This is a genomic window from Kribbella sp. NPDC051620 (assembly GCF_044453825.1).
GTDB lineage: Bacteria > Actinomycetota > Actinomycetes > Propionibacteriales > Kribbellaceae > Kribbella.
In genome coordinates this window covers 25228-38165 of record NZ_JBITDB010000002.1, presented here as the reverse complement: position 1 = coordinate 38165, position 12938 = coordinate 25228, and the positions used below count along the sequence as shown (strand labels likewise).

Sequence of the window (12938 nt, the reverse complement as noted above, 5' to 3'; positions counted from 1 at the left end):
CGGTTGGGTTGGGCGACCTCTGCCGCCGAGCCGATCGGCCCGTCACCCGTCCCGGTTGGTGGGGTCGGGGGCGGGAGTGTTGAAGTGAACGGTTTGGGTGCCGTGGTCGCCGATTTGGATGCCCTGGGCGCCGCGGACGTCGACTGTGTACTTGCCGGCCTGGGTACCGGCTTCGTCCAGGAGCTTGAGGAGTTGCTGGGCAGCGATGATCACGCGGTTGTCGGTGTCTGCGTGGCTTGTCCGGAGTTCCTTGGCCAGCGGAGCCTCCCAGGTTTCCGGGTCGTTCTCGTGTTCCACCAGGGCGATCTCGGCCGAGGGTTTGCCGGCGAATCGGCTGCTGACGAGGCGTTTCAGGCCGTTATAGGCGTCCTTGACGGCAGCGGACGCGGACTCTCCGGCGCCCTTGGCGGCTCCAGCGGCCAGTGCCGTGAGGATCAGTGTCACGGGTTCCATCAGTCGTCCTCCAGATCGTCAGCGGTGTTCGTCCCAGCGGTCGAGGGTCGCACGGTATTCGAGGACGCGTGGATGATGTGGACCCATGATCCGGAGCGCATCGGCGACGAGGACGCGGAGCTCGTCCGCACCGGCTGCCGGGTCGCCTGACCGGGCCCGCCAGACAGCGAGGTTGCGGCGGACGTCGAGCGTCTCGAGATGATCGGGTCCGAGACCGTCGAGGCACAGCGCCAGCAGTTCCTGGTACCCGTCGACGGCGCCGGCCGGATCCCCGGTCAGCCCAAGCCAGGAGAGCAGCTCGTTGCGGGTCGCCAGCGTGTCCGGGTGACCAGGGCCGAGTACCTCCAGTTGGTCGGCGTACAGGTCGGTGAATGCAGCGAGTGCGCTACTGGCCGCGCCGGTTTCGCCGGTCCAGAACGCGAGTTCGTGCCGGGTCGTGAGGCTGTCGGGGTGTTTCGCACCGAAGAGCCGGACCTGATCGGCCAGCACCTGTTTGAGCAGTTCGTGCGCTCCCGCTGCGTCCCCATTCTGGCCACGCCAGTCGGCGAGCTTGAACTGGGTCCGAAGTGTGTGCGGGTGATCAGCACCAAGCACCCGGGATCGGTCGCCGGCCAGTTGTTCGAGCTCGGCGACCGCGCCATCGAGGTCGCCTGCATGGCCGCGACGGTCGGCGAGGTGGTAGCGGGACTCGAACGTGTGCGGGTGGTCCGGACCCAGAACGCGTTGCCGGTCGGCCAGCAGCTCCTCGTACGCCGTAACGCTGCCGGCCGCGTCTCCCGCTTCACCGCGCCAGTAGGCGAGGTCTTCGCGCGCATGCATGCTGTCCGGGTGGTCGCGACCAAGGACGAGTCCGTAGTCGCGGGACACGGTTTCGAGCGCGACGGTCGCGCCGGCCGGATCGCCCCACTGCCCGCGCCAGTGGGCCAGATTGCGTCTGGTGTCGAGCGTTTGGGGATGCGCAGGCCCGAGTGCGCGCAAGCAGTCGTCCAGCAGTTCTTCGTACGCTGCGACGGCCGCGGCAGGGTTGCCTGCCGAGCCGCGCCAGTGGGCGAGGTTGTGTCTGGAGCTCAATATCTTGGGATGGTCTTGGGGAAGCGTCAGTGAGTAGTCCTCCAGCAACGCCTCGGTAGCTGCTGCGGCGCTGGACGGATCGCCGGCGTTACCAACCCAGAACGCCTGGCTGGCTCGAGCCCCGATGGTCACTGGATGTCCGGCTCCGAGCAGACGCGTGAGGTCAGCGACCAGCGGTTCGAGCGCACGCGCGGCTCCGGCGAAGTCGCCGGACTCGCCCTGCCAATTGGCCAGCGAGATCCGAACGGCCAGCAGGTCCGGATGGTCGGGGCCGTCCAGCCGAAGACGGTCGGCCAATACCGCCCGGAGACCGGCCAGGGCGCCAACAGGGTCGCCGGAATCACCTCGGGACACGGCAAGCTCCTGCCGGATGCGAAGACCGTCGATTGACTCAGCCGGTTCGCCACGGAGCATGGTTTCGAAATGGTTGACGGCCGTGAAGGCCAGACCGGCATCGAGAAGGCTGGTGCCGACCCTGAACTGCAGTCCGCGCGGTACCGGCATCGAATGCGAGGCGGCCGCTTGCTCCACGGCAGAAGCGTTGGCGCGCAAGGCGGCTCCGAGGCCCGGGTCACGTTCGATCGCCGGCCAAGCGCCGAGGAGCGCCTCTGCGGCTGTGTTGATCACGCTTACGAGATCATCAGGACGGAGTTCGTCGAGCGTGGAGCGCTGGGCGAGCGCGTGCATGCGGACGGATCGGACCGTGTCATCGGTGTCATGGGCGATCAGGCTGAGCTTGTGCAGATTTCGCAGCGCTCTTCGCGAGTCGGAGGCCGACGCCTCCGTGGCCAGGTAGCGCAGAGCCGACGGCGCGGTCAGCACGGCTTCAGGGATTCCGTTCGGATCCAGTACTGCCGCGAGGCGCAGCAGCGACCGGGCCAACCGATGGGGTGGCATCGCGTCGGCCCGGTCGGCGGCGAGCGACCAGGTACCGGCGAGGGTTCGCTCGTAATCGTCTCCGGATGCCTGTGGATCACTGGGGAAGAGGTCGGTCAGCCGACGTGACCGATCGCCGAGCAGTTCGAGGTACTGCGCGCAGGTGATCCCGTCGTCGATGATCACGGCGGCGGACTGAGCGAGTGCGAGCGGCAGATACCCGAGCGCCGCGGCCAGAGAGGCGGCTCCGTGCAGGGCCTTCTCTGAGCCACCTCGCTCAGGTACCAGCTTGGCCGTCAGATAGCTGAGCGACTGGTCAGGTGTGAAGACCCCGACGTCGACGAGTGGGCCTCGTGCGCTGATCGCCGCATCCCGCCTCCGAGTCGTCGCGATGACCTGGCCGGCCGGTCCTGCGGGCCAGAGCCGGGTCAGATCCGCAGGATCAGCGAGGTCGTCCAGGACGATGATCCAGGAACGATCCGTGCCGGCCAGCCAGTTCAGGAACGCCTCCGCGTCGCGCTCGGCCTCATTGCCGGGTCCGCGTGGTCGTACCTGTCGATATGCCTGCGCATAGGCGGCAACGACGGCCGGGCGCGAGGTCGCGGTCACCCACAACGCGAGATCGACCTTGGAGCGGAGCGCCCGCTCGAACATCGCCACAGCCAGTTGGGTCTTTCCGGTCCCGCCGTCCCCGGCGAGGATCGTGACGCCCGATCCGTCGGACCGATCAGCCCGCTTCTGAAACGCAGCGGCCCGCAGCGGCGCGCGCCCAACAACCACCGGCCACGGCGGCGATTCCTGAGCCGCATAGTGGTGATGCACATGCTGGTGTCCGTGGTCGCCGACATACAGGCCTTGCGCGTTCCGGGCATCAACGTGCATGCGCGGCTCGGCCTCGCCACCGGCCACTGCGCCACCCCCAGAAGCATTCCGTCCCAAGCTGTTTCAGATCCTCCCTCCGATCCTTGGTTGACGCCAGGAATCAGAGGAATGCCGGCGGTGTGCCTTGGAGGGCTCGGGTGGTGGTTTCTGGGTCGGTGAAGAAGTTGGGGAGTTGGGTTTCGGCGGTGTAGTGGCGGTGGAAGACGGGGGTTTGGGAGCCGGACAGGGGCGGGACGATCCAGGTCCAGTCGGTGGGGCAGCGGCGGCCGGCTCGTTCCTCGCGTTCGAGGTGGAGGAGGAATCTGCGGGACTCGGTGTGGTGGTCGGTGATGCTGACGCCGTTCGTGGTGAAGGAGTGCAGGACCGCGCGGTTCAGTTCGATCAGGGCGCGGTCTCGCCAGAGGGTTGCTTCTGACGTGGTGTCCAGGCCCATCCGCTCGGCGACCTCGGGTACCAGGGCATAGCGATCGGTGTCGCCCAGGTTGCGGGCGCCGATCTCCGTGCCCATGTACCAACCGTTGAAGGGCGCGGCCGGATAGGAGACGCCGCCGATGTCGAGGCGGTTGTTGCTGATCACCGGGACGGCGTGCCAGCGCAGGCCCAGGTCGGCGAACCAGGGGAGCTCGGGGTGTTCGAGCGGTACCTCGTTGATCGCCTCGTCGGGGAGCTCGAACATCCGCGGGCCCTCCTCGAAGGTCTCCACCACGAGGGGGAGTACGTCGAAGGCTCCGGGAAGCTCGGGCGGCTGCCACCCGCGCCGGACGAGCTCGCTGGTGAAAGCGCGGTAGCGGGGATCGCCGAGGAGTCGGCCGTCCGGCTGCTCGTATCCGGCGTACCTGATGAGTTGCTCGTTCCAGATCCTGGGGGCTGCCCTGGTCGGCGTCTCGGGGGCGAACACGCTGATCATCGGCCGGATCTTGCCGCCGTTGTGGGCTATTCGCAGATGGTCGAAGCAGTGCTCGGCGACCTCGCCGGCGCTGGTGACGGTCCGCAGATCGCGTACCTGCAGGCTGTGCCAGTACAGCCGGCCGATGCAGCGCGCGTTGTTGCGCCAGGCGACCCGCGCGCCGAAGGTCAGCTCCTCGGTGGTGTGCCAGTAGGTCCCGGTACGGTCGATCTCGCGTCCGACCGCGGCGAGCCGTGGCCCGATCGGGCCGGCCTGCGGATTCTCGGCGTGGAAGAGCGTGAGGAACTCCTCGGCCGCGGCCCGAAGCAGCTCGGCCTCGGCATTGCCGGTACGTCGTTCGTGCACGGGCCCGCCGCCCACCATGCGGTCGACCCGTGCCCGAACCCGCCCGGGCCCTGGTGACGCGCGCCGGCCGGTCGGGGAGGTTCTGCGCCACGCCGTCATGTCAGGCCGGACCCAGACCGCTACCGAACTCGGGCGGCCAGCCCTTGGTGCGATCGGCCAACGTCTGACCTGGTTCCGCGGCCGGTGGCACCGGGCGGATCTGGTCGACCTCGGTGGCGAAGGAGTCCACGATCTCCTGCATGTGCGCGTGCGCCGTCCGGGCGTACGAACGTACCTGCTCGCCGGCCGTGTCCATCGCCGCCGCGACGATCTTGCGTTCCTCGGCGCGGGCCTGGCCGATCCGCTCGCGGGCGTCCCGGCTGACGTCCTGGACCATCTCCTCGACCACCAGCTGGGCTTGGCTGAACATCTGGATCACCTGCTCGTTCACCCGGTCGCCCGCCTGCTCGTGCTCGTCCAGCTCGGCCCGCATCCGCTGCAGCTCCGCCTTTCCACGCTGCAGCTCGGCCTGCAGGCGCTCGTTCTTGGCCTTGGCCTCGCGCAGCTCGAGTTCGGTGGCCTGTACCTGGTCAGCGAGCTGGTCGAGGTAGCCGTAGACCTTGTCCGCGTCGAGGCCGCGGATCCGCCGCTGGAACGTCTCTTCCCGGATGGAGCGCGGTGTCTGATGTGGAGAGCGGTGTCGGCGGTTGGTGATCGTCACTTGCTGTCTCCTGACCTGATAGCGCCGGGCCGGCTGCGTGTTCGCCCGCGGCTGCGTAGTAGAAGTGCTCGTACTTGATGTGCTCGGGACGCAGGCCGGCCGCGGCCAGCTGCTCCAAGGTGTGCGCGACCATCTGCGGACCACCGCACACCATCGCCGTCCGCCCGATCAGCGACTGCCGCGCCGCGATCGTGCCGACCTTGCCGCGCGTTCCGGGATAGGACGGGTCGTCGGAGACGACCTCCGTGTACTCGAACCACGGCCGGTTCTCGGCCAGGTCCCGGAGTCGCGGACGGTCGTACAGATGCCAGGGCATCCGGACGCCGTGCAGCAGATGGACAGTTGGTCCAATATGAAATCGTTGCCACTCGAGATCGATCTGCTCCAGCACCGCCAGCAGAGGAGCCAACCCGGTCCCGCCGGCGACCAGCAGCAAGTCCCGAGGGTCGCCTTCGCGCCGGGTGAGCCGCTCACCGATCGGTGCACCCAGTTTCACCACGTCGCCGGCTTTCAGGGACCGTACGACCGTCGGACTCACCTGGCCGCCGTCGATCTGCTGTACCTGCAGGTCGATGGAGCCGTCCGGGCGCGGGGCGTTGGCCGGGCTGAAGTATCGCCACTGCCGGGGGCGCTGGGGGATCTCCATCGACACCGACTGACCGGGCAGGAACTGGAACGCACGCCTGGGACGGACCGTCAGCAAGGTGAGGTCCATGGTGCGGCGCTCGGCCGAGATCACGTCGGCGTCCCACCAGTCAGGCGTGGTTTCCGAGGAGGTCTCCGCCGCCTCGACCATGATCCGAGCGACCACCTGGTAGGCGGCCGTCCAGTGTGCGGCCAGCTCCTCGTCCCATTCCGGGCCGAGGAAATGCATCAGGGTCGCGCACAGCGAGGCGCCGACCGCGTTGTAGTGCTCCGCGACGACGGCGTACTTGCGGTGGTCGCGGCCGAGGTGCTGCAGGAAGTTCGCATCCTTGTCCAGTTGGTCGGCATGGCTGACGATCCGGCCGAGCGCGCCGACGAACTTGTCCCGTTGGTTCGCCATCGAGAGCGGGAACATCGACCTGACCTCGGGATGAGCCACGAACAGGTGCGAGTAGAAGTACAGCGGCACCTGTTCGCCGTGCTCGGTGACCAGGTCCCAGCTGCGTTGCAGGGCATAGGCGTCCACAGGGATTCGTTATCCGGCTCGGAAAGGCAGCTCCTCGAGAGATCCGGACCACCCATCGCTGGGCATTCCGTACGACAACCGTTCGTCGGTGGCGCGTGCCGACTGTGCTGACAAGGGTTCCCTCCCAATCCTGTCCCCGAGTCCTGCGAATGCTTAGACCTCTCACGACTACCCCCACCCCAACCCGCCGAAACTGGCCAAACGGACCTATTCGTCTCGAAAACGTCCAGCAATCGCTTACCCCTGTGCCACACCTATTTGAAGGTTGCCCAGGGCAAGTAATTCGAGCTGTGAATGGTGCGGCCCAGCCCTTGCTCTCTTCGTGCGGAGGTAGTAGGCAGCAGGCCGTTGGGTCGAGTGATTCGCTGGGCGATGGCGACTGCGTTGCTGAGGTAGACCTTGCCGTTCCAGTCCTCGCAGGTGATCAGCACCAGGCGGCCTGGCGCGGCCTGGTCGAAGATGCGGGTCGCGTATTTCGCGAGGGTCTGTCTCCGGTACGTCGTGACGGTGGTGACTCGGTGGCCGATGGTTCGGGATGGCGCCGGCACCGGCTGACCTGACGAACGTACGACCCGGGATCCGGCTGATCGGAGCGCTCTCGCATCTGCCCGGCATGCTCGGGGTGATCATGCTTCTCTACTACTTGACAGGCGCGGCCACCGAGAAGTCGGCGGTCATCGCCTACTCCCGGCCACTTCGCCCGAGCCCTGGAATTCGATCGCGACCTGTACGGCGTAGCCCGCCAGACAAGCCTCGTAGAACGCGAACTCCTCTGGGCCCGGCACCAAGGCCTGCAGATCCCCACTTACATCGTCAAAGCTCTCGAAGAAGCAATCGCCCTAGGTGTCACAGCAGGGGATGGTGTTCGGACTTAGAGCTGGGTCGGTCGGGAAGTGGCCGGCTCCGGCTCCTCCGGGGAGTCGTCCTTCGCACGGAATAGGACAGATGATGACCAGTCCCCTCGAACAGGTAGCCGGCCGGGCCGGGAGGCGGCTTTCGACGGCTGCCGTGCTGGTTGCCGCGCTTGCTTTCGCGAGTTTGACGCCGTCGCTGAGTGCCGATGCCCAGGGCAGTCACGCGCCGAAGCCGACCATCGTGCTGGTGCACGGTGCGTGGGCGGATGCGTCGAGCTGGCAGCGTGTCATCGAACAGTTGCTGGACGACGGATACACGGTGCGGGCCATCCCGAACCCGTTGCGCTCACTCTCGGGCGACGCCGCATCGGTGCGGGCGTTCGTACAGACGATCCCGGGACCGGTCGTCCTCGTCGGGCACTCGTACGGCGGGGCTGTGGTGACCAATGCGGCCACCGGGCTCCCGAACGTCAAGGCGCTCGTCTACGTCGACGCGTTCGCGCTCGACGAGGGCGAGTCCGCGCTGCAGATGGCCGGGCCGGACTCCGCGCTCTCGGTGGCGGATCCGACGACGGTGTTCGATTTCGTACCGGCCGGTCCGCCCACGCCCGCCACTGACCTGTTCCTCAAGAGGTCGACTGTCTTCACGTCCTTCGCCACCGGCCTGGACAACGACGAGAAGGCGATGGTCTACGCGACCCAGCGACCCGGCGCCTTCGGAGGTCTGGCCGACCAGTCCGCCACCCCGGCCTGGCGCACCATCCCGTCCTGGTACCTGATCGGCACCGGTGACAAGATCATCCCGCCGACGGTCCAGCGCACGATGGCCAAGCGGGCCGGTTCCAACGTGACCGAGTTCGACGAGGGACACCTCGGCCTGATCTCGGACTCCAAGACCACGACGCAGGTGATCGAGAAGGCCGCCCGATCGGTCCACTAGACCGTGTGCGGGCTGATGAACAACCGGGAGCCGATCTCGGGGTTCGTCAGCCCGTCACCGGCCGGCGTGGCGATCTGCTCCTCCTGCGGGTGAGCGTTTCGTAGGAATCCTGGGACTGTTGGCGGACAGTGGCTCATCCGGCCGTGACCGGGCTGATGGCGTCGATCAAGGTCGGGTCGAGTTGCCGGCGCGAGGTGACGGCCAGTTTGCTGAACACCTTGCGGAGGTGCCAGTCCACGGTATGCGGGCTGAGGAACAGCTGGCTGCCGATCTCGTGATTGGTGAGCCCGTCCGCAGCCAGGCGGGCGATCTGCGCTTCCCTCGCGGTGAGGATCTCGCGGTTGGTGTCCTCCTGTCTCCGGGGCGCCGCGCCTGTGGCCGCCAGCTCCTGGCGGGCCCTCGCGGCGAAGGCCTTGGCGCCCATCTCGTTCAAGCTGTCGTGAGCCAGGCGAAGCTGGAGCCGTGCGTCGTGTCGGCGGTTCTCGCGACGTAACCACTCGCCGTACAGCAGGCGTGCGCGGGCGAGGTGGACGACCATTCTGGTGCGCCCGAGTCGCTCGACCGCCTCCTGGTACTGCGCATCGGCATCATTGCCCTCGGCAACCAGTGCGGCAGACCGCGCCAAGAGACCCAACGCCCAGTCGGTACCGGCCGCGCGGGCGCGCTCCTCGAGTTGACGCAAGGCATCGGTTGCCGCTGCCGCGGCGTTGCTGTGTGCGGCGGCTTCGATGGACTCTACGAGCGACCAGGCGAAGAAGCCGAGATCCTCATGCTCACAGGCCTTCCGGGCCGCTTCGTGTGCGACGTCATAGCGGCAGAGTCCGTTGTAGAGAACGGCGGTCGCGTGCATGGCCAACCCAAGCGCCCGGCCCTCGCCGCGGGCGATCGCATCCTGTACGGCGGCCTCGATCAGGTTGGCCGCCAGGCTCTCCTCACCGCGCCACGCGGCGAGCATCAGCCGACCGTCTCGCAGTGGCGTGGTGCCGGTGGCCGCAGCGATGGCGTCCGATTCGGTGACCAGCATGGCCGCGGTGGCGAATTCGCCTGCGTGCAGGTGGACGACAGCGCGATAGGTGAGTGCTCCGGGCAGCACGCCGAGTGCTCCCTGTCCGCGGGCCAGTTCGACGCCGCGGTCGGTCAGCTCGTGCCATGCCTCGTCGTCCCAGAGCTCAGGTGCGACCGGGCAGCCACGCCAAAGCCACTGCACGACCTTGTCGTCGCCGCGAGCTGCCGCCTGACGGAAGGCCTGAAGTGCTTTTCGCAGCGAGGGAACGGCGACCTGGTACCCGTCCGTGAACCGTGCCGCGACCCCGTCCAGGAGCAGATCCATCGCGCTGGTTGCCTGGGCCGGGTGCTTGGCCGGGGGCTGGGCCGCCCGAGCCGCCTCGGCTGCTTTCTCGACATTTCGATGGCTGCCGAGCCGGCCCGCGAACACAGCGGCGCCGAGCGCTTCCAGGTACGCGTCGCGCGCCGACGGGTCGTGGAGGGCCTCGAGCCGGTTGGCCGCGTCGAGCAGCGACGTCCCGGCCTCCTTGCCGCGTCGGTGGGCGAAGTTGATCTGGGCTCGCAGCCGGGCGAGGTTCGCCCGGTGAAGGTCGTCGACCGGACCGATCTCGGCGGCGGAGAGGAGGTCGTACGCGGCGTCCGGTTCGCCGGCGCCGAACTTGGCTCCGGCGGCGGTGAGCGCTCGCTTGGCGCGACGGCTGGGGTCGGGAGTCAGCTCAGTGGATCGCTGGAGGAATGCTGCCGCCGTCCCGACACCGCCACGGGCTTGGGCCCGAGCCGCTGCACCCTCCAGCTCGGCGGCCACCTTCTCGTCGAGGCCCATGGTCGCATTGGCACGATGCCAGGCCCGGCGGTCAGGGTCCAGGGCCGCGTCGGTGGCGTCCGCCAGGGCACGGTGCACAGCGCGCCGATCTGCTGGTGAGCCCGACCCGTACGCCGCCGAACGGATGAGCGGATGGCGGAACCGGACTCTCGATCCGATGTCGATCAGGCCGGCCGACTCCGCAATGGCGGCGGCGCCGGAGCTGATCCCCAGCCGATCGGCGGCTCGCCAGAGCAGGACAGGATCGCCGACCGGCTCGGCCGCGGCCATCAGCAAGAGGAGCCGGGTCTCACCAGGCAGAGCCTGGAGGCGCCGGAGGAAGCCCTCCTCGAGCTTGCTCGCCAGCTGGTCCGAGTCCGCCGGGCCGAAGCCGGACGCCAGCTGTCCCGCCGAGAGGCTGCGGGGCAACTCGATCAGCGCCAGCGGATTGCCGCGCGTCTCCGCCACGAACCTGTCCCGCACGCGTTCGTCCACGACCCCTGTGACAGTGGTGTCCAGCAACGCGCGGGCATCGTCATAACTCAGCCCCGTCACGACGAGTTCAGGCAGACCGGTCAGCTCGTTGGCGTCACCATGCTCACGGATCGCGAACACGAGCGCGACCCGCTCGGCCAGCAGCCGGCGGGCGACGAAGGCGAGGGTCTGGGCGGACATCCGGTCGAGCCACTGGGCGTCGTCGATCAGGCAGATCAGCGGCGCGTCCTCGGCGGCCTCGGTGAGCAGATTGAGCATCGCCAGCCCGACCTGGAACCGGTCCGGTGGCGTCCCGGCGGTCAGGCCGAACGCAGTACTCAAGGCCTCGTGCCGTGGATCGGAGAGCCGGTCCCGCAGCCGCCCACACAGTTGGTGCAAGCCCCCGAAGACCAACTCCATCTCGGATTCGACGCCCGCTGCGCGCGCGATCCGGCAGGACGGCGCGTTCGCCTCGAGGTAGTCCAGCAGGGCGGTCTTCCCGATGCCGGCTTCGCCGCGGAGTACCAGGGCAGCGCTGCGCCCGGCCCCCAGATCGGCTACCAGCCGATCGAGAGCCTCACACTCGCGCCGCCGGCCTTCCAGTTGCAGGCCCTGGTCCCGGATCTTCATCGCCCACCGTCCAACCCAAGAGCCTAATCATGGTCAGCGCCCGCGGCAACGAAATGGCTCAAGCAGCAAGATCCGCGGCCAGCAACTCTTCGAGATCGCCGAGGTCGCCGGCCCGGGCCGCGTTGAGGAACCCTTGCAGGAAACGCTCCAGGGCGGGCGTGCTCACGGCCGCCCGCCGGTCGGCGCCGATTCGCTGACGGGACCGGCAGACCAGCTGCCTGGTGTTGGCCGCGCCGAGGTGGAGGAACTCCGACAGCTCCGGGTACTGGTAGTCGAATGCCTCCCGCAGGACGAAGGCTGCGCGCTCCCGCGGCGTCAGGCTCTGCAGGATTATCAGCACGGCGTGCTCGAGCGCATCGCGGTGTTCGGCGCTCGTCGCCGGGTCGTCGCCCGGGTCGGTCTGCTCGGCCGCCAGTGAGGGCCTCGGGCACTCGCGGCGGCGCCGGGCCGACTGGGTGACGTTGATGGCGAGCCGGGTGGTCATCGTCGCCAGCAGCGCCTGCGGGTCGAGAACCGCCGTACGGTCCGTGTGCTGCCAGCGGAGCCAGGTCTCCTGGACGATGTCCTCGGCCTCGTTCGTCCCGGAGAGGTAGCGGTGCGCGATCGCCAGCAGCCGGGGCCGGACCCGGACGAAGGTCGCGACGGCCTCGTCGTCCCAGCTCTGTTCCGCCCCGTCGAGGTTCATGATCCCGGCCTCCTGGTCGCATCGGCTGTGCTTCTGCTTTCACAGTGCGACGCCGACCGCGTGGGCCGCGTCCCGGGAAGCACGTGGTGAACGCGTGGTTGCGGTCCACCACGTACCGCCCGGACCACGTGGCCGGGACGGCTCAGTCGGTGCCGAGCGCCTTGCGGAGTACGTGGATCGCCTGCTCGACAGCGCCCGTGGTAGCGGCCGTCTCACGGAGCGGGTTGAGCATCATGAAGTCGTGGATGATCCCGTTGTACCGCAGCGAGGTGGTTCGTACGCCGGCCTCGGTCAGCCTGCGTGCGTACGCTTCGCCCTCGTCACGCAGTACGTCGTTCTCGTCGACGATCAGGAACGCCTCCGGCAGCCCGGAGAGCCGCTCGAGGCTGGCGCGCAGCGGGGAGGCGGTGATCTCGGCTCGCTTGGTCACGTCGGGCAGGTAGCAGTCCCAGAACCAGGCCATCCCCTTGGCCGTGAGGAAGGGGCCGTCGGCGAACTCGCCGTAGCTGTCGGTGTCCTGTCCGGCGTCGGTCACCGGGTAGTACATCGACTGGTGGACGAAGGTGACGTCCCCGCGCTCGTCGGCGAGCAGCGCCAGCGCCGCGGTCATGTTGCCGCCGACCGAATCACCGGCCACCGCCATCCGCGTCGCGTCGAGGTTCTCGGTCGAACCGTGCTGGGTGAGCCACTGCGCCGCCGCATAGCCCTGCTCGATCGCGACCGGGTACTGGGCCTCGGGGGAGCGGTCGTACTCGACGAAAGCGATCGCGGCATTCGTCCCGACCGCCAGTTCGCGAACGAGCCGGTCATGGGTGCCGGCGTTGCCCAGAACCCACCCGCCGCCATGCATGTACAAGACGACCGGCAGGGTGCCGGCCGCGTCCACCGGCTTCACGATGCGGACCTGCACGTCGCCGGCCTCCGCCGGGACGGTGATCCATTTCTCGGCCACGTCGAGCTTGGCGATCGGCGCCGCCTGGACGTCGTCGAGGACCTTGCGCGCGCCGTCCGGCCCGAGCTCGTACAGGAACGGCGGCTTGGCCGTCGCATCCGCGAACTCCTGCGCGGCCGGCTCGAGAAAATGCCTGTTCATGAGGGATTCCGTCCTTCCGGATCCGGGGTGGGGTGTCCCTCATTAGTCCG

The 12938-nt window shown here is 68.4% G+C and carries 10 protein-coding genes; 1 reads left to right on the top strand and 9 read right to left on the bottom strand.

Translation table 11 applies throughout. The annotated features are described in order from the left end of the window. Positions 1-42 precede the first annotated feature (42 nt). From ACIA12_RS07435 to ACIA12_RS07410, 6 genes are all read right to left on the bottom strand, one after another. A complete protein-coding gene (locus ACIA12_RS07435) occupies positions 43-453 on the bottom strand; it encodes a hypothetical protein (protein ID WP_396366067.1) in 411 nt (136 codons plus the stop codon). An 18-nt stretch (positions 454-471) separates the two neighbouring features. Continuing rightward, positions 472-3309: a tetratricopeptide repeat protein gene (locus ACIA12_RS07430; protein WP_396366066.1), complete on the bottom strand. Its 2838-nt coding sequence runs from the start codon at positions 3307-3309 to the stop codon at positions 472-474. Positions 3310-3382: 73 nt separating this feature from the next. Beyond that, positions 3383-4534, bottom strand: coding sequence for a nitric oxide synthase oxygenase (locus ACIA12_RS07425; protein WP_396366065.1), 1152 nt, complete (start codon positions 4532-4534; stop codon positions 3383-3385). Between the two features lie 100 nt (positions 4535-4634). After that, entirely contained in the window at positions 4635-5156 is a 522-nt protein-coding gene (locus ACIA12_RS07420) for a hypothetical protein (RefSeq protein WP_396367141.1), read from the bottom strand. Then, positions 5104-6405, bottom strand: coding sequence for a globin domain-containing protein (locus ACIA12_RS07415; RefSeq protein ID WP_396366064.1), 1302 nt, complete (start codon positions 6403-6405; stop codon positions 5104-5106). The genes ACIA12_RS07420 and ACIA12_RS07415 overlap by 53 nt, the downstream gene beginning before the upstream one ends. Before the next feature lie 254 nt (positions 6406-6659). Then, positions 6660-6953, bottom strand: coding sequence for a hypothetical protein (locus ACIA12_RS07410; protein ID WP_396366063.1), 294 nt, complete (start codon positions 6951-6953; stop codon positions 6660-6662). A gap of 397 nt (positions 6954-7350) precedes the next feature. On the opposite strand from ACIA12_RS07410, the gene ACIA12_RS07405 reads away from it, so the two are divergent. After that, positions 7351-8199: an alpha/beta hydrolase gene (locus ACIA12_RS07405; RefSeq protein ID WP_396366062.1), complete on the top strand. Its 849-nt coding sequence runs from the start codon at positions 7351-7353 to the stop codon at positions 8197-8199. Between the two features lie 133 nt (positions 8200-8332). Here ACIA12_RS07405 and ACIA12_RS07400 read toward each other — a convergent pair whose 3' ends face one another. The 3 genes from ACIA12_RS07400 to ACIA12_RS07390 form a co-directional block, all read right to left on the bottom strand. Further along, complete coding sequence (locus tag ACIA12_RS07400) at positions 8333-11110, bottom strand: AAA family ATPase (RefSeq protein WP_396366061.1); 2778 nt, start codon at positions 11108-11110, stop codon at positions 8333-8335. Positions 11111-11168: 58 nt separating this feature from the next. Next, positions 11169-11795, bottom strand: coding sequence for a sigma factor (locus ACIA12_RS07395; protein ID WP_396366060.1), 627 nt, complete (start codon positions 11793-11795; stop codon positions 11169-11171). A gap of 142 nt (positions 11796-11937) precedes the next feature. Then, positions 11938-12888 (bottom strand): alpha/beta hydrolase, encoded by a 951-nt coding sequence (locus ACIA12_RS07390; protein WP_396366059.1) that lies wholly within the window; start codon positions 12886-12888, stop codon positions 11938-11940. Between the last annotated feature and the right edge of the window lie 50 nt (positions 12889-12938).